Below are 26724 nucleotides of genomic sequence, written 5' to 3'. Positions count from 1 at the left end.
CCGCAGCGCGGTCGCGGCGCTGGGTCTGTGGCTGGTGGCGCTCGTCGTGCCTGCCGCCGCGCGCGAGAACGCCGCGTTGACCACCGTGGGCGAACGTTCGCGCTTCGTCGAGACCGGGCGCTATGCCGAGGTGGAAGCGCTGTGTCCGGCCTTTGCCCAGGCCTATCCGCAGGCCGTGCGCTGCACGCGGTTCGGGACCACGCCGGAAGGACGCCCGTTGCTGGCGCTGGTGGCCTCGCGCAGCGGTGCGCTCGATGCGCAGGCCGCGCGCGCGCGCCGCCTGCCGGTGCTGCTGGTCCAGGGCGGCATCCACGCCGGCGAGATCGAGGGCAAGGATGCCGGCCTGCTGGCATTGCGGCAGATGCTCGACGGCGAGGCCGCCCCCGGCGCGCTGGACAGGCTGGTGCTGGTGTTCGTGCCGGTGTTCAACGTCGATGGGCACGAACGCTTCGCGCGCTGGAACCGTCCCAACCAGCGCGGCCCCCGCGAAATGGGCAAGCGCGCCACCGCGCAGAACTACAACCTCAACCGCGACTACATGAAGGCCGATGCGCCCGAGATGCGGGCGATGCTGGGGCTGGTCGCGCAGTGGGATCCGATCCTGATGGCGGACCTGCATGCCACCGATGGCGCGCAGTTCCAGCACGACGTGGCGGTGCAGATCGAGCCGCTGCATGCCGGCGATGCGCAGCTGGCGCAGCTGGGCCGGTCATTGAGCGATCGCCTGCTGGCGCGGCTGGGCGAGCAGGGCTCGCTGCCGCTTCCGTACTATCCCAGCCTGCTGCGCCGCGACGACCCGGCTTCCGGCTTCGCCGCCAACGTCTACGAGCCGCGCTTCTCCACCGGCTATTTCCCGCTGCGCAACCGCTTCGCCGTGCTGGTGGAGACCCATTCGTGGAAGGACTACGCCACCCGGGTGCGGATAACCCGCAACTTCATCGTCGATCTGGCCAGCGATGCCGCCGTCCACGGACCGGCCTGGCTGCAGGCCGCGCAGGCGGCCGATGCCCGTGCCGCCACGCTGGGCGGCCAGCCGCTGGCGCTGGACTGGAAGGCCAGCGACACCTCGCACCCGGTGGACTTCCTCGGCTACGCCTACAAGCGCACGCCCTCGCCGGTGTCCGGCGCGCTGGCGACGCGCTACGACGAAAGCAGGCCGCAGGTCTGGCGCGTGCCGCTGTACGACGAGGTGGTGCCCGCGGTGAGCGCCACCGCGCCGCGCGCAGGCTACCTGGTGCCGGCCGCGCAGGCCGTGCGCATCGCTCCGCTGCTGGACCTGCACGGCATCGCCTACCAGCCGGTCGCCACGGCGCAGGCGCAGCGCCCGGTGCAGGTCTTCCGCGCCACCCGGGTCGAACTGGCGGCGGCCTCGTTCGAAGGCCGCCAGCGTGCCGAGGTGGACGGGCAATGGCAGGACGAGCGGCAGGACGTGGCGGCCGGCTCGCTGTTCGTGCCGATCGCCCAGCCCAGGGCGCGGCTGCTGGTGGCGCTGCTGGAACCGCAGGCGCCGGATTCGTTGCTGGCCTGGGGCGAGTTCAACACCATGTTCGAGCCCAAGGAGTACATGGAGGCCTATGTCGCCGAGGAGGTGGCCATTCAGCAGCTGCGCGATCCCGCGGTGGCGGCCGAGTTCGCGAAGAAGCTGGGCGAGGACGCCGACTTCGCCCGCGACCCGCGCGCGCGGCTGGCCTTCTTCGCGCGCCGTCATGCGTCGTGGGACCCGAGCCTGAACCTGTACCCGGTGTACCGGTTGGATGAGCCGCTGTCGCGGGTGCCGGCGCGGTAGCGCTTGTGCGGCCTAAAGCTCGCCGTGCCCCCGGCCCGCGCCGCGGTCGGCGAACTTTTCGCATCGAGCGGCGCTGGCCTGGCATGTGTCCCGGATCGCGCGCGCCCGCGCGCCGCAGCATGGCGGCACCGCGCCTCGCGGCGTTCAGCCGCGCAGCTTCCGGTGCCCGGGCGGGAGTGGGACAATGTGCGGCCGCCGAACGATCCCGCCGAGACCCCATGACCGACGCCGTCGCCCCCCCTTTCCGCGCCTGGATGTGTGTCGTGTGCGGCTTCATCTACCGCGAGGCCGACGGACTGCCGGAGGAAGGCATCGCGCCGGGTACCCGCTGGGAAGACATCCCCGATACCTGGACCTGCCCCGACTGCGGGGTGACCAAGGACGATTTCGAGATGGTGGAGCTGGGCTGAGCCGGGCGACGTCGATCGCCCGCTGCGGCGTGGCGGCACCTGTAGGAGCGACTTCAGTCGCGATCAGGGCTCCCCGGTAAAGCGCGATCGCGACTGAAGTCGCTCCTACACGAAAGCGGTTGTCCGGGTTTCATCAGAGTCGAGGACGTGGCCCCGTCCGCCGCGACCGCTCAGTGCATCCGCTGCGGCTGCGTGTTCAGTTCGATCAGCCGCTCGCGGACCGCGGCGACATCGTCCGCTTCCGGGTTCAGCTGCAGGTAGCGCGACAGGTCCTGGCGCGCGCCCGAGCGGTAGTCCAGCTGCTGGTAGGCCAGGCCGCGATCGCGCAGCGCCTCGGGCTGGTCGGGCACGAGCTTGAGCACGCGGTCGGCACTGCGCGCGGCGCGGTCCCACTGCTCGCGCTCGGCATACGCGCTCTGCAGGTTGCGCAGGATGCGCACCAGGATCGCCCGGTGCGGCGCCGGGTCGAGGATCTGCAGCAGCACCCGGTCGTCCGGTATCTGCCCGCCCAGGTGCGTTCGCGCGCGCTCGCGCAGTTCGTCCACGCCCAGCGGCCGGCCGCCGTTGAACGGGTCCATCACCAGCAGGCCGTCGTCCACCGGCAGCCGTACCAGGAAGTGGCCGGGGAAGGACACACCGTCCAGCGGCACGCCCAGCCGGCGCGCGACCTCCATCTGCACCAGCGCCAGCGAGATCGGGTTGCCGCGGCGGCGCTCGAACACCTGGTTGAGGTAGCTGTTGCGCGGGTCGTAGTACTCGTCGTGGTCGCCGGCGTAGCCCAGTTCGTCGAACAGGTGGCGGTTGATGGCGGCCATCTTCAGCGGCCACAGCTCGATGGAGTCGACCTCGGTGCGCAGGTGGTTGGCGTGGCTCTGCACCAGCGCGTCGTATTGCGCGGCGTCCAACTGCGGGTACTCGTCGTGCGCGATCAGCAGGGCGCTGGACAGCAGCGGCAGCGCGTCGTCGTCCAGATTCGCCAGCGAGTTCCAGTCGGGCAGTGTCAGTCGATCCCCCATGGCGGAAGACTGGAGGCAAATCCGCTGCGGTTCAAGCCCGCCGGTCAATCCCGGTCAGGCGCGGGTAGCGCTCAGTGCGGCGCGGGCACCGCGGGGCCGAAGCCCAGTTCCTGGCCATCCTTCAGGTCCAGCTTGTCCGCCTGCCCGGCGTTGAGCTCGAGCACGTAGCGCGCGGGCTTGCGGCTGGGGTAGGAGGGGCAGGCGTTGCCGGCCGAGCAGGGCGGCACATTGCGCTGTTGCGCCACCAGCCTGCGGGCGCTGTCGAAGTAGAGGATGTCCAGCGCGATCTTGCAGTTCTTCATCCAGTACGCCTGCGGTTCCTCGTAGTCGTGGATGAACAGCATGCCGTGGTCGGCGGGCATCGAATCGCGGAACATCAGCCCGCGCGCGCGGGTGGCGTCGTCCTGGGCGATCTCCACCTGGTAGCGCTGGCCGCCCAGTTCGACCCAGGTGCCGCCGGCACTGGCGCAGCCGCTGAGCACGAACAGGAAGGCGAGTGCGGCGAAGCGGAGCAGGGGCGTCATCGTGGCGTTCCGGTGGCAGTGATCGTCGCGCACCTTCGGTGAAGCGCGGCGCGGCGTCAAGCGGCTGGCGACGGGGCGGGCTGCCGTTGCGGTGGCGTCGGCTCGATCGTGGCGGGCGGGCGCTTCAGGCCGGGTCGACCGCCCCGGCAGGATCGGCCGGTTCGACGACCGGTGCCCGCGTCGTGACGGAGCCGGCCAGCACCTGGGCCTGGAACAGTTGCCGGGTCTCGGCCTCGATCATCGAGACGATGGCGGGCGTGGGCTCGGCGAACAGCTGGCAGGCCAGCGCCAGCGAGACCGCCTTGATTCCCTGGGGATCGTCGTCGCGGCGGCCGAGGGTGAAGAAGCGGTCGTACAGGTCGAAGCGGCTTTCCACCAGGCTGCCGATCCAGCCGCCCAGCACGCGTTCGATCTCGTATCCGTCGGCCCGCAGCGGCAGCGGCCAGTCACGGGGCGGCAGGACGACGGGCATGGCGTCAGCCGTGTGCAGGCAGCCGTGGCAGTGAACGCAGCAGGTCAGCCAGAAGCGGAACAGGCACAGCTCGGCGATGGCGACCGCCCGCTCCGGGTGCAGGCGCAGCAGGCCGGCGTAGCGGCGGGCGTAGTCCACCTGGAGGTAGTTGGCTTCCGGTCCGGAAGCACCGGCATCGGTTGCGGCGAACCAGGCCTGCGTCGATCGGCACGGGAACATGGCGTATCTCCTTGTGGTGGACCTGTATCGCGGACCTCCGGGCGAGGGCGGCGGTCGCGGAGCCGGCTCCGATGGCATGCGTGTGGCGGCGATGTACGGCCCCGCGTCGCGCCGCTGGACACTCGCATGCACTCGATAAGTTAATCATAATGCACTCAACTGGTGAAATGGCGTTGAACGTGCTCCGTAACGTTCCGGGGCATGAGCAACGAGCGTGAGGAATTCGCCAGCCGGCTGGCCGAGGCAATGCGTGCGGCGGGATACGAGCCCCGGCCGGCGACGCTGTTCCGTGTGTTCAATGCGCGCTACCGGGGACGCTCGGTGAGTTTCCAATCCGCCTCGCGCTGGCTTCGCGGCCGCTCCTATCCCGAGCAGGACAAGCTGCAGGTACTGGCCGAACTGTTTGGCGTGGAGCCGCAATGGCTGCGCTACGGAGGCCGCCGCGTATCCGAGCCGCTCACCGTCTGGCCAGCGGTCGGTGCACGCGAACGCGAGATCGTCGATGCCTTCCTGGCCTTGCCCGCCAAGCAGCGGGAACTGGTCGGCGAACTGATACGGGCACTGGCCAAGGCGTGAGCGTCTGGCCGTGCCGTTGCGGCGGCCGGCACGGGCAATGGCACCGGCCGCAGCGGTGGCTCAGCGCTGGCGCCGGTAGCGCGTGGCCGGTTCCTGCACGGTGCGGCCGGCTTCCGGCTTCAGCCGCGGGCGTAGCCAGGCGGCGAAGTCGGCCTCGGGTAGCGAGCCATCGGCCAGGGCGAGATACAGCGGATACAACTCGAGGTCGCTTGCCTGCAGCGCGGCGCCGTTGAGCAGCAGGAAGGTTTCGGTGGCGACCGCGGCGGTGGGCTTGTTGCCGTCGATGAAAGGACGATTGCGCGCAAGGCCAAAGGCCAGACTGGCCGCAAGGTCGGCCAGGTCCGGCGGCGGCTCGCCGTAGGCATGCAACCGCTGCGGGCGGGCCAGGGCGGATTCCAGCAGGGCTTCGTCGCGCACGCCGGAACTGCCGCCATGCTCGGCCAGCTGCCGCTCGTGGATGGCCAGGGCAAGGGCGCGTTCGATCCAGACGATCATGGCGCCCCCGCTACTGGGCAAGCTTGCGCAGCAGATCGCGACGGTTGCGCATGACCTGTTCGGCCATTTCCATCTGCGCGGCCAGCTCGGGGTCGTAGGCGCTCAGGCGGATGCCGTCCGGGGTTTCGACCGCGTAGAGCTCGTCGCCCTTGTCCACGCGCAGCCGTGCCAGCAGTTCCTTCGGCAGGATGACGCCGGCGGAATTGCCGATGGTGGTGATCTTCAGCTTCATGGCGGTGTTCCGGTCGCGTTCGACGTTGTAACCAATGTTGTACGCGCGCGCCGGCAGCGGCAAGCGGCGCTGCCGCGACCTCGGTCGCTGCGCTCAGAGCACCTGCGGCGGTTCGCCGCCGACGATCACCACGTCGGCGCGTCGGCGGGCGAACAGGCCCACGGTGACCACGCCGGGGATCTGGTTGAGATCGCGCTCCACCGCCACCGGGTCGGTGATCGACAGGTGGTGCACATCGAGGATGAGGTTGCCGTTGTCGGTGACGGTGCCGTCGCGCCAGACCGGCTGGCCGCCGGTGCGGGCGAGGATCTCGCGCGCCACCAGGCTGCGTGCCATCGGGATGACTTCCACCGGCAGCGGGAACCGGCCCAGCACCGGTACCTGCTTGCTGGGATCGACGATGCAGACGAACTTCTCGCTTGCCTCGGCGATGATCTTCTCGCGTGTCAGCGCGGCGCCGCCGCCCTTGATCAGGCACTTGCCCGGATCGCATTCGTCGGCGCCGTCCACGTACAGCGACAGGTTGCCGGTGTGGTTGAGGTCCAGTACCTCGATGCCATGCTGCTTCAGCCGGGCGGTACTCTGCTCGGAGCTGGACACCGCGCCGGCGATGCGATCCTGGATCCGCGCCAGCGCATCGATGAAGTAGGCCACGGTGGAGCCGGTGCCGACGCCGACGACCATGCCGTTGTCGACGAACTCGATGGCCTTCTCGGCGGCCAGGCGCTTTGCTTCGGACATGGGGATTCTCGTGTGTGGAGTGTGGGGATGTGTACAGCTGCGGCTGCGGGACGGCTGTTGCAGGAGCGACTTCAGTCGCGATCGGGCGTTACTAGGAAAGCCCCATCGCGACTGAAGTCGCTCCTACGGTCGCTTCTGCAGTTGCTTTTGCAGGATTCGTGGGGTCATTCGAGCGACAGCAGCAGCTTCCATTGCGCCGCGGTGACCGGGAACACCGACAGCCGGTTGCCGCGGGCGGTCAGCGCGAAGCCCTCGCCGAGCTCGTCGGCGTGCTGCTTGATCCGTTCCAGCGGGATGGCCTGCGCCAGCTTGCGCTCGAACGCCACGTCCACCAGGTACCAGCGCGGTTGCTCGCGGGTGGCCTTGGGGTCGTGGTAGTCCGACTTCGGATCGAACTGGGTGTCGTCCGGATAGGCCGGGCTGGCCACCGTGGCGGTGCCGACGATGCCGGGCACCTTGCAGTTGGAGTGGTAGAACAGGATGCCATCGCCGACCTTCATGCCGTCGCGCATGAAGTTGCGTGCCTGGTAGTTGCGCACGCCGTTCCATGGCTCGGTGCCGACGCGCTGCAGGTCGTCGATGGAGAACGCGTCCGGTTCGGACTTCATCAGCCAGTAGCGCTTGCGGGCGGTCATGCGGAAGGGCTTTGCAGGAGGAGGGTTTCGCGTTCCGTGCAGATCGCGTCGGCCGGCACGTCCCAGCCGGCGACGGCCAGCGACGGCAGCCGTTGCGCGGCGAAGCCGACGCCGACCAGCCACGGCGGCGGCGCCTGGCGCTGCCGGAAAGCGAAGCTGCGATCATACCAGCCGCCTCCCATGCCGAGCCGGTTGCCGGCGCCGTCGAAGCCGACCAGCGGCATCGCCACCAGCGCCATGGCCTCGGCCGGCAGCGCCTGTGCCGGATCGATGTCCGGCTCGGGGATGCCGAAGCGGTTGCTCGTCAGCGCCTGCCCGGGGCGCCACGGGGCGAAGCGCAGGACCTGCCCGTGCAGTACCGGCAGGCAGTAGACGACCCCGGCCGGCAGGCTCAGCTGCCAGCGGTGCAGGGCGATCTCCCCGTCCGCGGCCCAGTAGCCGGCGACGTGGCCGCTGGCCGGGACGAAGGGCAGGGCGAGCAGGCGCTGCGCCAGTGCGTCGGCGGCGGCGATGCGTTCGGCGGCGGGAATGGCGCGGCGGCGTTCGCGCAGCTGCCGGCGCAGGGTGTCGCGGTCGTGGGCGGTCATCGGGCGTGGGCCGTGGAGTACGCCGGCATTGTCGATGCCGGCGCGGCCGCAGCCAATACTCCCGTGCCGCGACCGCGCTCGAATGCCGGTCCGGGACCTGTCCTCGACTCGCATCGCCGCATTGCGGAACTTGCCAGGACGGGCAGTCCTGGTGGCGTTCGGCGGCTTGCGCTGCAAGCCGACGGCGGCGCGCACTACCGGCATTCGAGCGCTGTCGCGACACCGGTGCCGGGGCGGGGCAACCATGCACGCATGGGGATATGCGGGATTGTGCGAGAGGCCCGCACAAAAAAAGGAACGGCGCCTTTCGGCGCCGTTCCGGAATATTGCATTCTCCGCCATGACGATGCGTGCGAAACGACCTTGAACCCGGGGTTCAAGTGGGGACGCTGGGAAACCATCGGGCTTTCCGCTGCAAGGCAGACCTGCACACCCGGCTTCGTCGCGCCCCCGTGGTCGTCATTAAGGGACAAGGCGAATGTTTGCACACGCCGTCGTTCACGGCAGAGAACGCAAGCCGATTATAGCCGGCTGCCGCGATCTGGCTAGTGCGACAGAACTGTTCCCGTTCCCTGCGGATTCATTTTTCCAATCGCCGCGCGTATTGGGCTTCAGTCCAGCGTATGGGTGGCGCGATCGAGCTGGCGGTTGAGCTCGTCCAGCGTGCGCGCCAGCTCGCGCTGGGTCTGCGCCTGATCGTCGCGCAGCTGCTGCAGTTCGTGCGCCAGGTTGAGCGCGGCCAGCACGGCGATGCGGTCCACCCCGGCCATGCGGTTGCTGCCGCGGATCTCGCGCATGCGCAGGTCGAGCAGGCGCGCGGCGGCGGTGAGGCTGTCGCGCTCGTTCTCCTCCACGCCCACGGTGTACTCGCGGTCGAGGATGCGGACGCTGACCGGTGCGGTAGTGCTCACGTGTGCTGCTCCAGCGACTTGAGCCGGGTGATCATGGCCTCCACGCGCGAGCGCGCCTGCTCGTTCTTGCTCAGCAGTTGCGAGCGTTCGCCCAGCAACTGCTCGTGCTGCTGGCGCAGGCTGCGGTTCTCCTCGGCCAGCCGCTGGCTGCGCTCGGCCAGCAACTGGATGCGGGCCGACAGGGCTTGCAACTGGGCGAGGATATCGGCGTTGTCCATAGGCGGCACGATAGGCATGGGGCGCGATGGCGGTCAAGGCGCCGATGGTGGCACCCGGTGCAGGCGTCGGTTTCCGGACGGCACGAGCTGTCCGGGAATCGATGACACGCCCTACACTAACCGATGCCGCCGTCACGCCGTCACGCCGTCACGGCTCCGCCCGACACTGGAAATCCGCATGACCGAACTGCCCGAAGTCACCGAACTCGAACAGGCCAGCCGCCAGCTGGGCCTTGCCGCGAGCGTCTCCGAACTGCACGGTGCGCTGTGCGGCTGGCTGGCCGGCGGCGGCGGCGCCGACGTGGCTGGCTGGCCGGCGAAGGTGATGGCCGACGAGGACCTGCCGGAGCCGTCGCCAGGGGATGCCCTGGACCGCATGCGCCAGGCCACGGCCGAACAGCTGGAGAACCGGGACTTCGCCTTCGAACTGCTGCTGGCTGGCGACGATGCCGAGCTGGCGCAGCGCACCGCGGCGCTGTTCGAATGGTGCCGGGCCTTCCTGGGCGGCTTCGGCCTTGCCGCGGGCGGCCAGCCGGCGCTGTCGGAGGAGTCCGAGGAGGCGCTGAACGACCTGGCGCGCCTGGCCCAGGCCGCGGGCGAGGAGTTCGAGAGCGCCGAGGAGGACGAATCGGCGCTGGCCGAGATCGAGGAGTTCGTGCGCGTGGCCGTGCTGCTGCTGCACAGCGACCGCGTCCTCGGGGCGCGCCACCGCCAGCGCCTGAACTGATGAAGCGGCGCACCGGGATCGGTACGGCCGAGTACGCGCGCCGTCGCCGGCAACTGATGGGGATGGCCGGCGAGAACGCCATCCTGGTGCTGCCGGCCGCGCCCGAGCGCGTGCGCAGCCACGACACCTTCTATCCGTACCGGCAGGACTCGGACTTCTGGTACCTGAGCGGGTTCGAGGAAGCCGATGCGGTGCTGGTGCTGGTGCCCGGCCGCCGCCATGGCGAGGTCATCCTGTTCTGCCGCGACCGCGATCCCGAGCGCGAGGCCTGGGACGGTCCGCGCGCCGGCCCCGAGGGCGTGGTCGAGCGCTACGGCATGGACGATGCCTATCCCATCGACGACCTCGACGAGATCCTGCCCGGACTGCTGGAAGGGCGCTCGCGGGTGTACTACCACTTCGGTCGCGATGCCGACTTCGACCTCAAGCTGATCGGCTGGGTCAACCGCGTGCGTGCGCAGGTACGCCACGGCGCGCAGCCGCCGCACGAGTTCCTGGAGCTGGGCCACCTGCTGCACGAGCAGCGCCTGTTCAAGTCGCCGGCCGAGATCGCGCTGATGCAGCAGGCCGCCGACGTCAGCGTTCGTGCGCACCTGGCGGCGATGCGCGCGGTGCGTCCGGGCGTGCACGAGTACCAGCTGCAGGCCGAGATCGAACGCGAGTTCCGCGCCGCCGACGCCTGGCCGGCCTATGGCAGCATCGTCGGTGCCGGCGGCAACGGCTGCGTGCTGCACTATCGTGCCAACAATTCACGCTGCGGCGACGGCGATCTGGTGCTGGTCGATGCCGGTGCCGAGTACCGCGGCTACGCCGCCGACATCAGCCGCACGTTCCCGGTGAGCGGCCGCTTCAGCCGCGAGCAGCGCGCGCTGCACGACCTGGTGGGGCGGATGCAGGCCGCGGCACTGGAACAGGCGCGGCCCGGCATCGCCTACGAGGATGGCCACCTGGCCGCGATCGAGGTGCTCACCGAGGGCCTGCTGCAACTCGGCCTGCTCAAGGGCCGGCTGGAACCGAACCTGGTGGAGCGCAGCTACCGGCGCTTCTACCCGCACAAGACCGGGCACTGGCTGGGGCTGGACGTGCACGACGTCGGCGACTACCAGCTCGCCGGCGAGTCGCGGCTGCTGGAGCCGGGGATGGTGTTCACGGTCGAACCCGGTATCTACGTCCGCCCGGACGACACCTCGGTGGATGCCCGCTGGCGCGGCATCGGCATCCGCACCGAGGACGACGTGGTCATCACCGGGGACGGCCATCGCGTATTGACTGCCGCGCTGGCGCGCAGTGCCGACGAGATCGAGGCGGTGATGGCCGATCGCGGCCAGGCCCTGCAGCGACCGGGCGATCTGTAGGAGCGACTTCAGTCGCGATGGGGATTTACCGGTAAAGCTTCATCGCGACTGAAGTCGCTCCTACAGGGGGTTGCACATGCCTGTCGGGATTGCTCAGTGTGCCGCGAACAGCGGCCGTGTCAGGTTGTCCGGCTCGCCTTCGGTGCACAGGATGTTGTCCTCGATGCGGATGCCGCCGTAGGGCTTGAACTGCGCCACCCGGTTCCAGTCCACGCTGGCGCCGTGGCCGGATTTGTTCACCTCGTCCAGCAGCATGTCCACGAAGTAGATGCCCGGCTCGATGGTCACCACCATGCCCGGTTCCAGCACCCGGGTCAGGCGCAGGTAGGGATGGCCGGCCGGGCGCTCGATGCGGCCGCCGCGGTCGCTGGCGGCGAAGCCGGCGACGTCGTGCACCTGCAGGCCCAGCAGGTGGCCGATGCCGTGCGGGAAGAACGCGGCGCTGACGCCGGTGGCCAGCGCCTCCTCGGCGGAGACCTTGATCACGCCGAAGTCCCGGAGAATGCTGGCCAGCGCAAGGTGGGCATCGAGGTGCAGCTGCTTGTAGTCGAAGCCGGCACGCACGGCCCGGCCCATTCCGACCTGCGCCGCATCCACCGCATCGATCAGCGCCTGGAACTCGCTGCCGGCTTCGGCGGCGTAGGTGCGGGTGATGTCGCTGGCGTAGCCGCCGGTACCGGCGCCGGCGTCGATCAGGAAGCTGCGCAGCGGCGACGGCACCTCGGTCTGCATCTGCGTGTAGTGCAGCACGGCGCCGTGCTCGTTGAGGGCGACGATGTTCCCGTACGGCAGCTCGGTGGCGTCCTGGCCGACCGCGGCGCAGTAGGCCATGTGGATGGCGAATTCGCTGCGGCCTTCGCGGAAGGCGGCCTCGGCGGCGCGGTGGCCACGCACGGCCAGTACCTGCGCCTGCCGCATCAGCGCGATCTCGTAGGGCGTCTTGTAGGTGCGGTGGTACTCCAGGTAGTCGATCACCGGCTGCGGGTTGTTGGGCCCATGGTCGCCCAGCGCGCTCTGCGGCTCGCCCAGGATCGCGCTGCGGGCGGCCGGCGGCAGCAGCGGCAGCGCTTGCTCGGGGCTGCGGATGATGTGGATGTCGCAATGCTCGACCCACCAGCCGCTGGGCGCGGCCGGCACCACGTGCCAGTAGTCGTGCGGCTGGTGGAAGATCACCTGCGGGCGCTTGCCCGGCGTGTACACCAGCCAGCTGTCGGGCACGTGCGTGAGCGGCAGCCAGGCCTTGAACTGCGGGTTCACCGCATACGGATAGTCGCGGTCGTCGAAGACCTGGTAGTGCGCGGTGCCGCTGGGTACCACCAGGTGATCGAAGCCGCCGCGTGCCAGCGCCTCGTCGGCGCGCCGCCTGAGCTCGTCCAGGTGATCGGAATACAGGACGCTGGGATCAGGCAGGTTCATTGCGGCGGTCTCTTCGTTGTTGCGAGGGCAAAGCGCAATTCTGCCGCAATCGGCCGGCTGCCGCAGTCTTCGGGAGCGAGCCGGCGCGATGGCGGGCCTGCCTGTCGCACTCGGGCAGCAGGCGGCGCGTTCAGGCCAGGAACAGCTCGATCACGTCGTTGGTGAAGCGCCGGCCCAGCTCGGTCGGCTGCACTCGGTCGCCGGCCACCTGCAGCCATCCATTGGCGATGGCGCGTTCCAGCGCAGGGGCGATGTCGCCGCGGCCGAGCCCGGTGCGCGCCTGGAAGTCGCGCAGCGAGAAGCCATCGTTGAGGCGCAGGGCGTTGAGCATGAACTCGAACGGCAGCCGCTGCACCGGCAGGACCTCGTCGCCGCCGATGGCCTGCGCGCTGCCGGCGTGGGCGAGGTAGTGCTGCGGGTGCTTGAGCTTCCAGCGGCGCAGGATCGATTGCCCGGCGCCGGAGCTGATCTTGCCGTGGGCGCCGGCGCCGATGCCCAGGTAGTCGCCGAAGTTCCAGTAGTTGAGGTTGTGCGCGCACTGCCGCCCCGGCCGGGCGTAGGCGCTGACCTCGTACTGCGCGTAGCCGGCCGCGGCCAGCAGCGCCTGGCAATGCTCCTGCATGTCCCAGGCCGCGTCCTCGTCGGGGATCCCGCGCGGCGGCCGGGCGAAGAACACGGTGTTGGGCTCCAGCGTCAGCTGGTAATGGCTCAGGTGGGTGGGCTGCAGCGCGAAGGCGCGCTCCAGGTCGGCCTCGGCCTGCGCCAGGGTCTGCTGCGGCAGCGCATACATCAGGTCGATGTTGAAGTTGTCGTAGCCGGCATCCTGCGCCAGCCTGACCGCGCGCTCGGCCTCGGCGCTGTCGTGGATGCGGCCCAGGCGCCCGAGCGCGTCATCGTCGAAGCTCTGGATGCCGAAGCTGATGCGGTTGACCCCGGCGGCGCGGTAGCGGTCGAAGCGGCCGTGCTCGGCGGTGCCGGGGTTGGCCTCCAGGGTGATCTCGAGGTTCGGCGCGAAGCGCAGCCGTGCGCTGGCCGCCTGCAGGAAGCGGTCGATCGCCTCGGGCGGGAACAGGCTCGGCGTGCCGCCGCCGAAGAACACCGAATGCACCACCCGGCCCCAGACCAGCGGCAGGTCGAAGTCGAGGTCGCGGATCAGCGCATCGACGTAGTCGTCGAACGGCAGCGCGCCCTTGGCCGCATGCGAGTTGAAATCGCAGTACGGGCACTTGCGCACGCACCAGGGCAGGTGGACGTATAGCGACAGGGGCGGCGGGATCAGCATGGGGGTGGTCGGGGATTGGGGATTCGGGATTGGGGATTTGTAACAAACCGCACTGACCCGCTTTTGCGAATCCCGAATCTCCAATCCCGAATCCCGGCTCCTACAGGCCCTGCCCTGCCAGCCGCTGCCGCAATGCCGCCAGCGCCTTGCCGCGATGGCTGAGTCGGTTCTTCAGCTCGGCGCTCATCTCCGCGGCGGTCAGGCCGTGGGCCGGATCCAGGAACACCGGGTTGTAGCCGAAGCCGCCGTTTCCACGCGGGGCGAAGGTGATCTCGCCTTCCCAGCTGCCCTCGGCGATCAGCGGCTGTGGATCGGCGGGATGGCGCAGCAGCACGATCACCGCGTAGAAGCGCGCCTGGCGGCGTTCGGCGGGAATGTCGCGCATCGCCTGCAGCAGCTTGGCGTTGTTGGCGGCGGCATCGGTCGGGCTGCCGGCGTAGCGGGCGCTGTACAGTCCGGGGGCGCCATCGAGTGCATCGACGATCAGCCCGGAGTCGTCGGCCAGCGCCGGCAGGCCGGTCGCCGCGGTGGCGTGGCGGGCCTTGATCAGCGCGTTCTCGACGAAGGTCAGGCCGGTTTCCGGCACGTCCTCCACGCCCAGCTCGCCCTGCGCCACGATCTGCAGCGGCAGCGCGGCGAGCATGGCCCGCAGTTCCTCCAGCTTGCCGGCGTTGCCGCTGGCCAGTACCAGTTTCTTCATCGTTTCGGTTCCAGCAGGTCCCAGCGGGTGCCGTACAGGTCGCGGAACACCGCCACCGTGCCGTAGGCCTCCTGGCGCGGGGTTTCGAGGAATTCGACGCCCTGTGCCAGCATCGCGGCGTGGTCGCGGCGGAAGTCGTCGGTGTACAGGAAATGATCCACGCGCCCGCCGGTCTGGTCGCCGATGCGTGCGCGCTGGCGATCGTCGCCGGGCTGGGCCAGCAGCAGCGCCGCGTCCTGCGCATCGCCCGGGCCGATCACCACCCAGCGCTTGCCGCCGCCCAGGTCCCGGTCTTCCAGCAGGTGGAAGCCGAGCGCGCGGGTGTACCAGGCGATGGCGGCCTCGTAGTCGGCCACCAGCAGCGTGGTCAGCGCGATGCGGCGCTTCATGCCGTCAGCGCGGCCTGTTGGGCGGCCAGCAGTTCGCCGATGCCATGCTCGGCCAGCGCCAGCAGCGCGTCGAGTTCGTCGCGGCGGAAGGCATGGCCTTCGGCGGTACCCTGCAGCTCGATGAAGCCGCCGCCGTCGTTCATGACCACGTTCATGTCGGTGTCGCAGTCGCTGTCCTCGGCGTAGTCCAGGTCCAGCACCGGCACGCCGCGATAGACGCCGACCGAGACCGCGGCCACAGCGCCCACCAGCGGGTGCTTCTTGATGTCGCCGCGCCTGCGCAGCAAGTTGACCGCATCCACCAGCGCCACGTAGGCGCCGGTGATCGCCGCGGTGCGGGTGCCGCCGTCGGCCTGCAGCACGTCGCAGTCCAGGGTGATGGTGCGCTCGCCCAGCGCCTTGCGGTCCACGCAGGCGCGCAGCGCGCGGCCGATCAGGCGCTGGATCTCCAGCGTGCGCCCGCCCTGCTTGCCGCGAGCGGCCTCGCGGTCGCTGCGGGTGTGGGTGGAGCGCGGCAGCATGCCGTACTCGGCGGTCACCCAGCCTTCGCCCTTGCCGCGCATGAACGCCGGCACCTTGTTGTCGACGCTGGCGGTGCACAGCACCCGGGTGTCGCCGAAGCTCACCAGCACCGAGCCCTCGGCGTGGCGGGTGAAGGCGCGTTCGATGGTGACGGGACGCAACTGCTCGGCCGTGCGGCCGCTGGGACGTGAGAAGGGCATTCGGGATCCGGGAATTCGGGAGTGATGTGAGCGGCCCGGGCGGCAGGTCGAAGGCCGGCTTCCGGGACGCCTAGGGTACCATTGCCGGTTTCGCCTGCCGTGGAAATCGCATGATCCGTAGCATGACCGCCTTCGCCGGCGGTGAACGCAGCACGTCCTGGGGCACGCTCGCTTGCGAGCTGCGCTCGGTCAACCACCGTTTCCTGGAAGTGGGCGTGCGCCTGCCCGAGGAACTGCGCGCGCTGGAGCCGCAGCTGCGCGAGCGCGTCGCCGCGCGCGTCAGCCGCGGCAAGCTCGACCTGGTGCTGCGCCTGCGCGCGCCCGAGGCGGCGACCTCGCTGGCGGTGAACGAGCCGCTGCTGGCGCAGCTGGGCGAGCTGGCGCTGCGGCTGGATGCGAAGTTCCCGCACCTGCGCGTGCAGTTCGCCGACCTGCTGCAGCTGCCGGGCGTGCTGCAGGGCGCGCAGGCCGATGCCGCCGCGCTGCAGGCCGAGGCGCTGGCGCTGCTGGACGAGGTGCTCGACCAGTTCGTCGCCGCGCGCGAGCGCGAGGGCGGCAAGCTCGCCGCCGCCATCTCCGAGCGCGTGGATGCCATCGCCGGCATCGCCGCGGCCGTGCGCGAGCTGATCCCGGTCATCCGCGAGGGCCAGCGCGCCAAGCTCGCCGCGCGCCTGGCCGACCTGCCGCACCCGGTCGATCCGGGCCGCGCCGAGCAGGAACTGGTGCTTTGGCTGCAGAAGCTGGACGTGGACGAGGAACTGGACCGGCTGGACAGCCACGTCGTCGAGATCCGCCGCGTGCTGCGCCAGCGCGAGCCGGTCGGCCGGCGCCTGGACTTCCTGCTGCAGGAGTTCAACCGCGAGGCCAACACCCTGGGCTCCAAGTCGGTGGACAGCCGTACCTCCAACGCCTCGGTGGAGCTGAAGGTGCTGATCGACCAGATCCGCGAACAGGTGCAGAACTTGGAATAGCCGGGATTCGGGATCGGAGATTCGGGATTCGCAAAAGCGTTAGGATTCCGGCGGCTCCGATCTCGATGCCCGTCCTGGTGTCGTCGTCGTCGAACCCCCAATCCCCAATCCCCAATCCCGGCTCTAACATGCGCGGTACCCTCTACATCGTCGCGGCCCCTTCCGGCGCCGGCAAAAGCAGCATCGTCAACGCCGCCCTGGCGCGCGATGCCGACATCTGCCTGTCCATTTCCTTCACCTCGCGCGGGCCGCGCCCGGGCGAGGAGCAGGGGCGGCACTACCACTTCGTCACCTCCGCCGAGTTCGAGCGGATGATCGGCGCGGGCGATTTCTTCGAGTACGCCAAGGTCCACGAGGACTGGAAGGGCACCGCCCGCCAGTCGGTGGAACCGCAGCTGGCGGCCGGGCGCGACGTGCTGCTGGAGATCGACTGGCAGGGCGCGCGCCAGGTGCGCGCGCAGGTGCCCGACGCGGTCGGCATCTTCATCCTGCCGCCGTCGCGCCGGGCGCTGGAGGAGCGCATGCGCAAGCGCGGGCAGGACAGCGAGGCGGTGATCCAGCGCCGCCTGGCCGCCGCACACGAGGAAATGTCCCATTACGACGAGTTCGACTACGTCATCGTCAACGAGGATTTCGACACCGCCGTCGGCGAGATGTGCGCCATCTTCACCGCCAGCCGCCTGCGGCGGCCGATGCAGCAGCTGCGCCACGGCGCCCTGATCCACGCGCTGCTGGGGCCGCAGGATGGGCCAACTGGCTGATTGGAAAGGAAACCCCGCCGCGCCGGCTTGATCCGGCAGCGGCCTTGCCATTACAATCCGACCCCTTTCCCTCATCCGATCGAGCGGCCGCAGCTTGGCCGCCGGGAGCCCGCATGGCCCGCATTACCGTAGAAGATTGCCTGGAAGTCGTTAACAACCGTTTCGATCTGGTCGTGATGGCGGCCAAGCGCGCGCGCCAGCTGGCCAACGGCGTGCAGGCCACGCTGGACAACAGCGAGACCGACGACAAGCCCACCGTGCTGGCGCTGCGCGAGATCGCCGCGCGCAAGATCGACGACGCGCTGATCGACGAGGTCGAGAAGGCCGAGCGCGAGCGCGCCGAGCGCGAGGCGCTGGAATGGGCCGCCGCCGAGGTGGTGGCCGACGAGGACATGTCCAAGAACGACGACTGAACGATCCGGTCGCCGCATCGCATGTCCCCTGGACAGCCCGCCGAGCGCGGGCTGTTTCGTTATGCGGCTCCCTCCGCAGGAGCGCGGCCTTCCCTGGCCCGGTTTGGAATGCGGCTCCCTCCGCAGCAGCGCGGCCTTCGACGTCCGCGGATTCGAATCCACCGGCAATTGCCGTCTCATTCCCGCTGGCATAGTCTTCTGCAATGAACCCAGGCCCGTCCGCCCAGGTAGTCGCTGCCGTTTCGCCGCCCGGCGAAGCCGTGCCCGACTACGTGCTCGAACTCGAGCGTGCGGCCAGTTACCTGCCTGCCGAACAGCGGCCGCTGCTGCGGCGCGCCTGGGAGGTCGGCGCCGCCGCCCACGCCGGGCAGACCCGCAAGTCGGGCGAGCCCTACATCACCCACCCGATGGCGGTGGCCGGCATCCTCGCCGAGCAGGGGCTGGACGTGGAGGCGCTGATCGCGGCGATCCTGCACGACACCATCGAGGACACCCCGCTCACCCGCGAGGAACTGGCGGCCGAGTTCGGCGAGGCGGTGGCCGAACTGGTGGACGGCGTCACCAAGCTGGACAAGCTCAAGTTCCGCGACCGCCAGGAAGCGGCGGCCGAGAGCTTCCGCAAGATGCTGCTGGCGATGTCGCGCGACCTGCGCGTGATCATGATCAAGCTGGCCGACCGCCTGCACAACATGCGCACGCTCGGCGCGCAGAGCGACGAGGCGCGAAAACGCATCGCCCGCGAGACGCTGGAGATCTACGCGCCGATCGCCCAGCGCCTGGGCATGAGCCTGATGAAGTCCGAGCTGCAGAACCTCGGCTTCCGTGCGCTGTACCCGTGGCGCCACGCCATCATCGAAAAGCACATCCGCAGCCAGCCGGTGGTCCGCCGCGAGGCGATGGCGCAGGTCGAGGTGATGCTGTCCCAGCGCCTGGCCAAGGAGGGGCTGGAGCACCGCCTGGTCAGCCGCATCAAGACGCCCTGGAGCATCTACAACAAGATGCGCGAGGACAACAAGACCTTCGACCAGGTGATGGACGTGTTCGGCTTCCGCCTGGTGGTGCGCTCGGTGCCGGACTGCTACCACGCCCTGGGCGCGGTGCACGCCGCCTTCAAGCCGCTGGACGGGCGCTTCCGCGACTTCATCGCCATCCCCAAGGCCAACGGCTACCAGTCGCTGCACACGGTGCTGTTCGGCCCCTACGGCTCGCCGATCGAGGTGCAGATCCGCACCGAGGAGATGGACCTGATCGCCGAGCGCGGCGTGGCCGCGCACTGGACCTACAAGTTCGGCGGCGACACGCCCAACAGCGCGCAGAGCCGCGCCCACGCCTGGATCGTCGAGCTGATCGAGTCGCAGCGGGCGGCCGGCTCGTCGCTGGAGTTCCTCGACAACGTCAAGGTCGACCTGTTCCCGGACGAGGTCTACCTGTTCACGCCCAAGGGCAAGATCCTCGCCCTGCCGCGCAACTCCACCGCGCTGGACTTCGCCTATGCCGTGCACACCGACATCGGCAACCGCGCGGTGGCCTCGCGCGTGGACAAGAAGCTGGTGCCGCTGCGCACCAAGCTGGCCAGCGGCCAGACCGTGGAGATCGTCACCGCGCGCTCGGCCACGCCCAAGCCGCAGTGGCTGGAGTTCGTGGTCAGCTCCAAGGCGCGCACCGCCATCCGCCACCAGCTCAAGCAGCTCGAGCACGAGGACGCGGTGCAGCTGGGCCACCGCATGCTCGACCGCGCGCTGGAGGCGATGGACAGCTCGCTCGAACGCCTGCCCAAGGGGCGGCTGGACGCCTTCCTGGCCGAGCACCGCTACCCGCGGCTGGAGGCGCTGCTGGCCGACGTGGCGCTGGGCAACTGGATGCCCAGCCAGGCCGCGCAGGCGCTGATGGCCTACGCCGAGCTGCGCGCCGGCGGCCATTCCAAGCACTCGCACGAGAAGATCCTGATCGACGGCAGCGAGCGCGGGGTGATCAGCTTCGCCAACTGCTGCCAGCCGATCCCCGGCGACGAGATCATGGGCTACCACACCGCCGGCAAGGGCATCGTGGTGCACCGGCTGGACTGTCCCAACCTGGCCGAGCTGCGCAAGTCGCCCGAGCGCTGGGTGCCGATCGGCTGGGACAACAACGTCACCGGCGACTACGACAGCGCGCTGGTGGTGGAGGTGGAGAACCGCACCGGCGTACTGGCGCAGCTGGCCGCCGCGATCGCGCAGAGCAAGTCCAACATCGAGCGGGTGGACTACCTGGACCGCGACTTCAACGCCGCGGTGCTGCGCTTCAACATCCAGGTGCGCGACCGCAACCACCTGGCCGAGGTGATGCGCCGGCTGCGCCGGCTGCACGTTGTGCAGAGCGTGCGCAGGGTCTGATTGGGCGGGGATTGAGGATTCGGGATTGGGGATTCGTGAAACGCAGGTTCGCTCCTGCTCTTGCGAATCCCCAATCCCGAATCCCGGCTTCTCACCTAAAATGTGCAGCCCACGTTCTCACAGCGGAGCCACCATGTCGCACCAGATCATCCACACCGACCGCGCCCCGGCGGCCATCGGCCCGTACTCGCAGGCGGTCAAGGCCGGCAACACCGTGTACTTCTCCGGGCAGATCCCGCTGGATCCGGCCAGCGGCGAGATCGTCGGCGGCGGCATCGAGGCGCAGGCGCGGCAGGCGTTCGACAACCTCAGGGCGGTGGCCGAGGCGGCCGGCGGTTCGCTGGACAGGATCGTGCGCGTCGGCCTGTACCTGACCGACCTGGGCGAGTTCGCCGAGGTCAATGCGGTGATGCAGGACTACTTCGCCGCGCCGTTCCCGGCGCGTTCGACCATCGAGGTGTCGGCGCTGCCCAAGGGCGCGGGGTTCGAGGTCGATGCGGTGATGGTGCTCGACTGAGCCCGTGCCGCGTCCGCGGACCCCGGCGCCGACCCTGACCGCCGCCGGCGAGGCCTCGCTGGCGACGCTGCCGGGCGTTGGCGCCAAGCTCGCCGGCAAGCTCGCCGAGCGCGGGCTGGTGACGCTGCAGGACCTGTGGCTGCACCTGCCGTTGCGCTACGAGGACCGCACCCGGGTGGTGCCGGTCGCGTCGCTGCAGCCCGGCGTGCCGGCGCAGGTCGAGGGCCGCGTGGAGGCGGTCGAGCGCGGCTTCCGCTACCGGCCGCTGCTGCGGGTGGCGCTGGCCGACGATTCGCACGCCACCGTGGTGCTGCGCTTCTTCCATTTCCGTGCCGCACAGGTGGCGCAGTTCGCGGTCGGCGCGCGGGTGCGCTGCTACGGCACGCCCAAGCCGGGCCAGCACGGCCTGGAGATCGTCCACCCCAGCTACCGCGTTCTCGATGACGACGACGGCGGCGACCTGGGCCAGAGCCTGGACCCGGTCTATCCGGCGGTGGAGGGCGTCGGCCCGGCCACGCTGCGCAAGCTGATCGGGCTGGCGCTGGACCGGCTGCCGCAAGAGTCGGTGCTGGAGCTGCTGCCGGCATCGTGGCTGGCGCAGCGCGGGCTGCCGTCGCTGCGCACTGCGTTGCTGACCGCGCACCGGCCCCCGGTGGCTACCGACGTGGCGGCGATGAGCGACGGCCGCCACCCGGCGCTGCAGCGGCTGGTGCTGGAGGAACTGCTGGCCCATCACCTGAGCCTGCGGCGCCAGCGCATCGCCCTGCAGCGGCACCGGGCGATGGCGCTCGGCGGCAAGGACGCGCTGGTGCGGCGGCTGCTCAAGCAGCTGCCGTTCCGGCTCACCGGCGCGCAGCAGCGCGTGTTCGAGCAGATCCGCGCCGACCTGGCGCGGCCGCAGCCGATGCTGCGGCTGGTGCAGGGCGACGTCGGCAGCGGCAAGACCGTGGTCGCCGCGCTGGCGGCGATGCTGGCGGTGGAGCAGGGCGCGCAGGTGGCGCTGGCCGCGCCGACCGAACTGCTGGCCGAGCAGCACCTGAACAACCTGCGCGGCTGGCTGGAGCCGCTGGGCGTTCGCGTGGCCTGGCTGGCCGGCAAGGTCACCGGCAAGGCGCGCGCGCAGGTGCTGGCGCAGGTCGCCTCGGGCGAGGCGCAGGTGGTGGTCGGCACCCATGCGCTGATGCAGGAGTCGGTGAGCTTCCGGCGGCTGGCGCTGGCCATCGTCGACGAGCAGCACCGCTTCGGCGTGCACCAGCGGCTGGCGCTGCGCGACAAGGGCCAGGCCGGCGACGGCATGCCGCACCAGCTGGTGATGACCGCCACGCCGATCCCGCGCACGCTGGCGATGGCCGCCTATGCCGACCTGGACGTGTCGGCGATCGACGAGCTTCCGCCCGGGCGCACGCCGGTGCAGACCATCGTCATCAGCAGCGAGCGCCGCGCCGAGCTGGTCGAGCGCATCCGCGCCGCCTGCGCCGAGGGGCGGCAGGCGTACTGGGTCTGCACGCTGATCGAGGACAGCGAGGAAAGCGAAAAGTCCGGCCATGGCGGGCCGGGCGCCGGCGCCGGCAACCGCGTGGAAGCCACCGCCGCGCAGGCGACGTTCGAAGCCCTGTCGGCGCAGCTGCCGGAACTGCGCGTGGGCCTGGTCCACGGCCGCATGAAGGCGGCGGAGAAGCAGCAGGCGATGGCCGCGTTCAAGCGTGGCGAGGTCGGCCTGCTGGTGGCCACCACGGTGATCGAGGTCGGCGTGGACGTGCCCAACGCCTCGCTGATGATCATCGAGAACGCCGAGCGCCTGGGCCTGGCGCAACTGCACCAGCTGCGCGGGCGCGTGGGCCGCGGCGCGGCCGCCTCGGCCTGCGTGCTGATGTACCAGCCGCCGCTGTCGGCGCTGGCGCGGCAGCGCCTGCAGACCATGCGCGAGACCAGCGACGGCTTCGTCATCGCCGAGAAGGACCTGCAGCTGCGCGGCCCGGGCGAACTGCTGGGCACCCGCCAGACCGGCCTGGCGGCCTTCCGTGTGGCCGATCTGGCGCGTGACATCGACCTGCTGCCGCAGGTGCATGCCCTGGCCGAGGAACTGCTGGAGCACTCGCCGGCACTGGCCGAGCGGCTGGTGGACCGCTGGATCGGCGGCGCGGCGCGGTATGCCGCCGCTTAGCGCGGCGGGATTCGGGATTCGGGATTCGTAAGAGCAGGGGCAGGGGAGGCCTCGCTTTTCACTAATCCCGAATCCCCAATCCCGGCTCCCTTCCCAGCCCCTCGCGACGGTGCCAGACTCGGCAGCCGATCCAGAAGAACGAACACAATGAGCAAGAAGATCCCTCTGCTGATCGATACCGATCCGGGCGTGGACGACGCGCTGGCCCTGCTGATGGCCTTCAACGACGAGCACCACGACGTCGTCGGGCTGACCGTGGCCGCCGGCAACGTCGGCCTGCGGCACACCGTGCGCAATGCCCTCAAGCTGTGCGAGATCGCCGGCCGCGACGACGTGCCGGTGTTCGCCGGCTGTGCCGACCCGCTGGTGCATCCGTCGGTGGACGCGGCGCATGTGCACGGTGTGGACGGTTTCGGCGACGTCGACCTGCCGCCGCCGTCGCGCCGGGCCGAGGCCGAGCACGCCGCGCTGGCGATCCTGCGCCTGTCGCACGAGCATGCCGGCAAGCTGCTGCTGGTGGCGCTGGGGCCGCTGACCAACATCGCGCTGGCGCTCCGGCTCGATCCCACGCTGCCGCAGCGCATCGCCCGCTTCGTGGTGATGGGCGGGGCGATCAACGGCCACGGCAACATCACCCCGGTGGCCGAGTTCAACATCGCCTTCGACCCGGAGGCCGCGCACGTGGTGCTTTCCGCCTTCGATCGCTTCGAGCTCGCCGACTGGGAGGCCACGCTCGCCCATGGCCTGCCGCATCGCAAGGTCGAGCAGTGGCTGGCCGTCGACTCGGACAAGGCGCGCTTCTACGAGCTGGTCTCGCGCAAGACCCGGCTGTGGTCGGAGGACGGCCGCGGCGAGCACTGGTATGCCGCCGATGCGCTGGCGATGGCGCTGGCGCTGCGGCCGGAGAATGCGATCGAGGTCGAGCCGCGCCCGCTGCAGGTGGAGCTGGACGGCAAGCTGACCCGCGGTGCCACCGTGGTGGACTGGAACCGGCAGCTGGGCCTGGCCGACAATGCCTGGCTGCTGATCCGCTACGAGCAGGGTGCGTTCGAGTCGCTGGTGCGCGGCGCGGTGGGGGCGTGAAGGCGGCCATGGCCGCCCCTTGCACCGGCTGGGCGCAGCCCCCTATAATGCTCGTCTTGTCCCGCAGATCTTACGGTGCGTGCCCATGAAGGCCGACATCCATCCCCAGTACCACGACGTCGTCTTCCACGACGTGACCTCCGATTTCAAGTTCCTGACCCGTTCGACCATGTCCTCGAAGGACACGGTCAAGTGGGAGGACGGCGAAGAGTACCCGCTGATCAAGGTCGAAATCTCCTCGGCTTCGCACCCGTTCTACACGGGCAAGCACAAGGTCATCGACACCAGCGGCCGTATCGACAAGTTCCAGAAGCGCTACGCGCGCTGAACGGACCTGCCACGCCGCAAGGTCACGGCCGCGCCCTGCGCGGCCGTTTCTTTTGGGGCCGGCCAGTGCGCTAGACCCTTTCCGTACGGAACGGTATTCGACTTCCGTCCAAGCGACGGCCGAAATGCTGCCATGCGATAATGGAGCGATCCAAGGCGCGAGCCTGGAGCCTGCCAACACACCTGCCGATCCCCCTCGGCGGGTGTTTTCCACTGAGGAGCGCACACTAGTGTCCGATCTTGATCAGGTCACCCTCAACGCCGGCGAGAAGTCCGTCGTTCTGCCTGTACTCAAGCCCACCCTGGGCAACGATTGCGTCGATGTCTCGAAGCTGACCAAGGAGACCGGTCTCTTCACCTACGACTCCGGTTTCACCGCCACCGCCAGCTGCAAGTCCGCCATCACCTACATCGATGGCGACAACGGCGTGCTGCTGTACCGCGGCTACCCCATCGAGCAGCTGGCCGAGAAGTCCAGCTTCTTGGAGGTGGCCTACCTGCTGATGAACGGCGAGCTGCCGAGCGAGGCCGAGTTCCAGCAGTTCGACCACGATGTGACGCATCACACGATGATGCACGAGTCGCTGAAGTCGTTCCTGAAGGGCTTCCACTACGACGCGCACCCGATGGCCATGCTGGCCGCCTCGGTCGCCTCGCTGTCGGCCTTCTACCACGACACCCTGGACCTCAACGATCCGGAGCAGCGCCGCCAGGCGGCGATCCGCCTGATCGCCAAGGTGCCGACGCTGGCCGCCGCCGCGCATCGCTACGCGCTGGGCCAGCCGATCCGCTACCCGCGCAACAACCTGCCCTACGTCGACCGCTTCCTGCACATGATGTTCGAGGTGCCGAGCGAGCCGCTGGAGCTGAACCCGGTGGTGGCCAAGGCCATGGACCTGCTGTTCATCCTGCACGCCGACCACGAGCAGAACGCCTCCACCTCGACCGTGCGCCTGGTCGGCTCGACCGGCGCCAACCCGTACGCCTCGGTGGCGGCCGGCATCACCGCGCTGTGGGGTCCCGCGCACGGCGGCGCCAACGAGGCGGTGCTGAAGATGCTCGAGGAGATCGGCACCCCCGACAAGGTCGAGACCGCGCTGGCCAAGGCCAAGGACAAGAACTCGCCGTTCCGCCTGATGGGCTTCGGCCACCGCGTCTACAAGAACTTCGACCCGCGCGCCAAGATCATCCGCGAGATGACCCACAAGGTGCTCGGCGAGCTGGGCGTCAACGACCCGCTGCTGGAAGTGGCGATGAAGCTGGAAGAGGCCGCGCTGAAGGACGACTACTTCGTGCAGCGCAAGCTGTACCCGAACGTCGACTTCTACTCGGGCATCATCTACAAGGCGCTCAACATCCCGGTGGAGATGTTCACGGTGATGTTCGCCATCGCCCGCACCGCCGGCTGGGTCTCGCACTGGCTGGAGCAACAGGTGGATCCGGAACTGAAGATCGGCCGTCCGCGGCAGATCTACACCGGCTACGACGTGCGCGACTACAAGAGCGCCGGCCAGCGCTGATCGCAGGCCGCCGGACTGGTCCGACCGACGCCCCGCGAAAGCGGGGCGTCGTCGTTTGCGTCGGTGGGCGGGGCCTGCGCTCGCCCACCGGTGCCGTTCCGCGATGGTCGTTCGGCGAGCGCAGGTCGGCTCGACGCGGCCGCCGCGCGCGATGACTGCGGCTCGCGAGGCGTCGGGGTGTGGCCCCGACCTGCGCCGAGTGATCATGAGCCGGCCGCCGCGGTTGCCGCGCAGGGCTGTGGCCGGCACGGATATCAGCGGCCGAGCGGCGCCGGTACCTCGTGCTCGTCGATCAGGCGCTGCAGCTGCGCCGCGGACGCCCGCTGCATCGGCTTGCCGTCGATGGAGGAGAGCGGTGGCTGGCGCAGGGCGTCGAACGGCAGCACGACCAGTTCGAACGGCACCTCGTCGGCGGTGAACGTCCATGCCGGGAACCGTTCGTCGTGTGCACGATCCAGGCGCATGCGCCGGCTGCGCGACTGCGCCGGGATGTGCCGGGCCTGCAGGAAGCGCGCCACTTCCTCGGCGTCGTCGCTGTGCAGGTGCAGGCTGACCGGGGAGGTGGCATCGGCGGTGCCTTCGAGCACCGGCCCGGCCAGGCGCGGGGAAAACGCCTCGAGGAACGCCATCGCCTGGCCAGCGGCTTCGCGCCGCCGGCGCAGGAAATCCGCATGCGCGGGGCCGGCGAACAGCCGCTGGTACTCGCGCAGCGCCGCTTCGATGTCCTGGTTGCGCGGCAGCTCGGCGTCGTCGTGGATCCCCAGCCGGCGTGCCGCCCTGAGCTTGGCCTGCTGGAAGTCGCCGACGCCGGCTTCGCTCATCAGCCGCGCCATCTCGTGGGCGAGGCGCCGCCGCCGTTCCTGGCTGCGCCGTGGATGTTGCCGTGCGCCGGGCATGTGGGCTCCAACCTATGCAAACCGCCGGCAATGTACCGCAGCCGCCGGTGAGTCCCGCGTGTCCGCGGCCATGCGCATGCGTGCCCGAAGGGGGCGATGCGGCGTGACTTCCCGCGTGCAAGCCCCGCTTCATCGCGTCGATGGAGGAGGTCCTGGTTGCCCGGCGCCGCATGAGGACCGGCAGGTGCGCCACTCGATGTGCCGGCGGGCCCCGGATGCGGTCTGGCCGCATCCGGGGCCCGCCGCCATCAGAAGATGTCGAACGCCTTGTCGTCGGCCTGCGGGTC

30 protein-coding genes and 1 other RNA gene are annotated in these 26724 nt (G+C 69.9%); 14 read left to right on the top strand and 17 right to left on the bottom strand.

Features of this window, described 5'->3' with window-relative positions:
- Positions 1 to 25 precede the first annotated feature (25 nt).
- Entirely contained in the window at positions 26 to 1786 is a 1761-nt protein-coding gene (locus LRX76_RS04325; protein WP_231802650.1) for a M14 family metallopeptidase, read from the top strand.
- Between the two features lie 218 nt (positions 1787 to 2004).
- The gene (locus LRX76_RS04320) at positions 2005 to 2196 is read left to right on the top strand and encodes a rubredoxin (RefSeq protein ID WP_231802431.1); all 192 of its coding nucleotides are present in this window, start codon (positions 2005 to 2007) and stop codon (positions 2194 to 2196) included.
- A gap of 170 nt (positions 2197 to 2366) precedes the next feature.
- On the opposite strand, the gene LRX76_RS04315 is transcribed toward LRX76_RS04320, so the two are convergent.
- From LRX76_RS04315 to LRX76_RS04305, 3 genes are all read right to left on the bottom strand, one after another.
- A complete protein-coding gene (locus tag LRX76_RS04315) occupies positions 2367 to 3212 on the bottom strand; it encodes a SirB1 family protein (RefSeq protein WP_231802429.1) in 846 nt (281 codons plus the stop codon).
- Positions 3213 to 3283: 71 nt separating this feature from the next.
- Positions 3284 to 3736 carry a DUF192 domain-containing protein gene (locus LRX76_RS04310; protein WP_231802427.1) on the bottom strand — a complete coding sequence of 151 codons (453 nt, stop codon included), beginning with the start codon at positions 3734 to 3736 and terminating at the stop codon, positions 3284 to 3286.
- Between the two features lie 124 nt (positions 3737 to 3860).
- Positions 3861 to 4427 (bottom strand): hypothetical protein, encoded by a 567-nt coding sequence (locus tag LRX76_RS04305; RefSeq protein ID WP_231802425.1) that lies wholly within the window; start codon positions 4425 to 4427, stop codon positions 3861 to 3863.
- A 201-nt stretch (positions 4428 to 4628) separates the two neighbouring features.
- Between LRX76_RS04305 and LRX76_RS04300 the strand changes: the two genes are divergently transcribed.
- On the top strand, positions 4629 to 5003 hold the full coding sequence (locus LRX76_RS04300) for a helix-turn-helix domain-containing protein (RefSeq protein ID WP_231802423.1): 375 nt from the start codon (positions 4629 to 4631) through the stop codon (positions 5001 to 5003).
- Between the two features lie 60 nt (positions 5004 to 5063).
- On the opposite strand, the gene LRX76_RS04295 is transcribed toward LRX76_RS04300, so the two are convergent.
- The 8 genes from LRX76_RS04295 to LRX76_RS04260 form a co-directional block, all read right to left on the bottom strand.
- Positions 5064 to 5498 carry a Fic family protein gene (locus LRX76_RS04295; RefSeq protein WP_231802421.1) on the bottom strand — a complete coding sequence of 145 codons (435 nt, stop codon included), beginning with the start codon at positions 5496 to 5498 and terminating at the stop codon, positions 5064 to 5066.
- A 10-nt stretch (positions 5499 to 5508) separates the two neighbouring features.
- Positions 5509 to 5730, bottom strand: coding sequence for an AbrB/MazE/SpoVT family DNA-binding domain-containing protein (locus LRX76_RS04290; RefSeq protein ID WP_231802648.1), 222 nt, complete (start codon positions 5728 to 5730; stop codon positions 5509 to 5511).
- Positions 5731 to 5823: 93 nt separating this feature from the next.
- Positions 5824 to 6471 carry a ribose-5-phosphate isomerase RpiA gene (gene rpiA / locus LRX76_RS04285; protein WP_231802419.1) on the bottom strand — a complete coding sequence of 216 codons (648 nt, stop codon included), beginning with the start codon at positions 6469 to 6471 and terminating at the stop codon, positions 5824 to 5826.
- Between the two features lie 164 nt (positions 6472 to 6635).
- Positions 6636 to 7106 (bottom strand): EVE domain-containing protein, encoded by a 471-nt coding sequence (locus tag LRX76_RS04280; protein ID WP_231802417.1) that lies wholly within the window; start codon positions 7104 to 7106, stop codon positions 6636 to 6638.
- On the bottom strand, positions 7103 to 7693 hold the full coding sequence (locus LRX76_RS04275) for a 5-formyltetrahydrofolate cyclo-ligase (protein WP_231802415.1): 591 nt from the start codon (positions 7691 to 7693) through the stop codon (positions 7103 to 7105). The genes LRX76_RS04280 and LRX76_RS04275 overlap by 4 nt, the downstream gene beginning before the upstream one ends.
- A 328-nt stretch (positions 7694 to 8021) precedes the next feature.
- Positions 8022 to 8206: non-coding RNA, 6S RNA (gene ssrS / locus LRX76_RS04270), on the bottom strand.
- A 98-nt stretch (positions 8207 to 8304) separates the two neighbouring features.
- Positions 8305 to 8604, bottom strand: a complete 300-nt coding sequence (locus LRX76_RS04265) for a cell division protein ZapA (protein ID WP_231802413.1) — start codon at positions 8602 to 8604, stop codon at positions 8305 to 8307.
- Positions 8601 to 8822, bottom strand: a complete 222-nt coding sequence (locus LRX76_RS04260; RefSeq protein ID WP_231802411.1) for a TIGR02449 family protein — start codon at positions 8820 to 8822, stop codon at positions 8601 to 8603. Before LRX76_RS04260 ends, LRX76_RS04265 begins: the two co-directional genes overlap by 4 nt.
- A 178-nt stretch (positions 8823 to 9000) precedes the next feature.
- On the opposite strand from LRX76_RS04260, the gene LRX76_RS04255 reads away from it, so the two are divergent.
- Positions 9001 to 9549 (top strand): UPF0149 family protein, encoded by a 549-nt coding sequence (locus LRX76_RS04255; RefSeq protein WP_231802409.1) that lies wholly within the window; start codon positions 9001 to 9003, stop codon positions 9547 to 9549.
- Positions 9549 to 10904, top strand: coding sequence for an aminopeptidase P N-terminal domain-containing protein (locus LRX76_RS04250; protein ID WP_231802407.1), 1356 nt, complete (start codon positions 9549 to 9551; stop codon positions 10902 to 10904). The genes LRX76_RS04255 and LRX76_RS04250 overlap by 1 nt, the downstream gene beginning before the upstream one ends.
- Positions 10905 to 10997: 93 nt before the next feature.
- Here the strand turns inward: LRX76_RS04250 and pepQ are convergent, their stop codons facing one another.
- The 5 genes from pepQ to rph form a co-directional block, all read right to left on the bottom strand.
- Complete coding sequence (pepQ, locus tag LRX76_RS04245; protein WP_231802405.1) at positions 10998 to 12320, bottom strand: Xaa-Pro dipeptidase; 1323 nt, start codon at positions 12318 to 12320, stop codon at positions 10998 to 11000.
- 130 nt (positions 12321 to 12450) lie between these two features.
- The gene (gene hemW, locus LRX76_RS04240) at positions 12451 to 13602 is read right to left on the bottom strand and encodes a radical SAM family heme chaperone HemW (protein WP_231802403.1); all 1152 of its coding nucleotides are present in this window, start codon (positions 13600 to 13602) and stop codon (positions 12451 to 12453) included.
- A gap of 100 nt (positions 13603 to 13702) precedes the next feature.
- Entirely contained in the window at positions 13703 to 14302 is a 600-nt protein-coding gene (gene rdgB / locus LRX76_RS04235) for an RdgB/HAM1 family non-canonical purine NTP pyrophosphatase (RefSeq protein WP_231802401.1), read from the bottom strand.
- On the bottom strand, positions 14299 to 14691 hold the full coding sequence (locus tag LRX76_RS04230; protein WP_231802399.1) for a VOC family protein: 393 nt from the start codon (positions 14689 to 14691) through the stop codon (positions 14299 to 14301). Before LRX76_RS04230 ends, rdgB begins: the two co-directional genes overlap by 4 nt.
- Positions 14688 to 15413, bottom strand: a complete 726-nt coding sequence (rph, locus tag LRX76_RS04225) for a ribonuclease PH (protein ID WP_231802397.1) — start codon at positions 15411 to 15413, stop codon at positions 14688 to 14690. The genes LRX76_RS04230 and rph overlap by 4 nt, the downstream gene beginning before the upstream one ends.
- A 110-nt stretch (positions 15414 to 15523) precedes the next feature.
- Here rph and LRX76_RS04220 point away from each other — a divergent pair, with 110 nt between their 5' ends.
- The 9 genes from LRX76_RS04220 to LRX76_RS04180 all read left to right on the top strand — a co-directional run bounded on the left by LRX76_RS04220 (position 15524) and on the right by LRX76_RS04180 (position 25541).
- Positions 15524 to 16384 (top strand): YicC/YloC family endoribonuclease, encoded by an 861-nt coding sequence (locus tag LRX76_RS04220; RefSeq protein WP_231802395.1) that lies wholly within the window; start codon positions 15524 to 15526, stop codon positions 16382 to 16384.
- A 128-nt stretch (positions 16385 to 16512) separates the two neighbouring features.
- Positions 16513 to 17145 carry a guanylate kinase gene (gmk, locus tag LRX76_RS04215; RefSeq protein ID WP_231802393.1) on the top strand — a complete coding sequence of 211 codons (633 nt, stop codon included), beginning with the start codon at positions 16513 to 16515 and terminating at the stop codon, positions 17143 to 17145.
- A gap of 113 nt (positions 17146 to 17258) precedes the next feature.
- On the top strand, positions 17259 to 17558 hold the full coding sequence (gene rpoZ / locus LRX76_RS04210; RefSeq protein ID WP_231802391.1) for a DNA-directed RNA polymerase subunit omega: 300 nt from the start codon (positions 17259 to 17261) through the stop codon (positions 17556 to 17558).
- Positions 17559 to 17761: 203 nt separating this feature from the next.
- Entirely contained in the window at positions 17762 to 19930 is a 2169-nt protein-coding gene (locus tag LRX76_RS04205) for a bifunctional (p)ppGpp synthetase/guanosine-3',5'-bis(diphosphate) 3'-pyrophosphohydrolase (protein WP_231802389.1), read from the top strand.
- A 133-nt stretch (positions 19931 to 20063) separates the two neighbouring features.
- Positions 20064 to 20447: a RidA family protein gene (locus LRX76_RS04200; protein WP_231802387.1), complete on the top strand. Its 384-nt coding sequence runs from the start codon at positions 20064 to 20066 to the stop codon at positions 20445 to 20447.
- Positions 20448 to 20451: 4 nt separating this feature from the next.
- The gene (gene recG / locus LRX76_RS04195) at positions 20452 to 22611 is read left to right on the top strand and encodes an ATP-dependent DNA helicase RecG (protein ID WP_231802385.1); all 2160 of its coding nucleotides are present in this window, start codon (positions 20452 to 20454) and stop codon (positions 22609 to 22611) included.
- 147 nt (positions 22612 to 22758) lie between these two features.
- Positions 22759 to 23694 (top strand): nucleoside hydrolase, encoded by a 936-nt coding sequence (locus LRX76_RS04190; protein WP_231802383.1) that lies wholly within the window; start codon positions 22759 to 22761, stop codon positions 23692 to 23694.
- Between the two features lie 85 nt (positions 23695 to 23779).
- Positions 23780 to 24022 (top strand): type B 50S ribosomal protein L31, encoded by a 243-nt coding sequence (locus LRX76_RS04185; protein ID WP_231802381.1) that lies wholly within the window; start codon positions 23780 to 23782, stop codon positions 24020 to 24022.
- 229 nt (positions 24023 to 24251) lie between these two features.
- A complete protein-coding gene (locus tag LRX76_RS04180; protein ID WP_231802379.1) occupies positions 24252 to 25541 on the top strand; it encodes a citrate synthase in 1290 nt (429 codons plus the stop codon).
- Between the two features lie 254 nt (positions 25542 to 25795).
- On the opposite strand, the gene LRX76_RS04175 is transcribed toward LRX76_RS04180, so the two are convergent.
- On the bottom strand, positions 25796 to 26437 hold the full coding sequence (locus LRX76_RS04175; RefSeq protein ID WP_231802377.1) for a hypothetical protein: 642 nt from the start codon (positions 26435 to 26437) through the stop codon (positions 25796 to 25798).
- Positions 26438 to 26724: the final 287 nt, after the last annotated feature.

The sequence above is a fragment of the Stenotrophomonas sp. MMGLT7 genome, assembly GCF_021168555.1.
Classification (GTDB): Bacteria; Pseudomonadota; Gammaproteobacteria; order Xanthomonadales; family Xanthomonadaceae; genus MMGLT7.
Note: the sequence above shows the minus strand (reverse complement) of the source record. Positions and strands in the feature narration are given on the sequence as shown.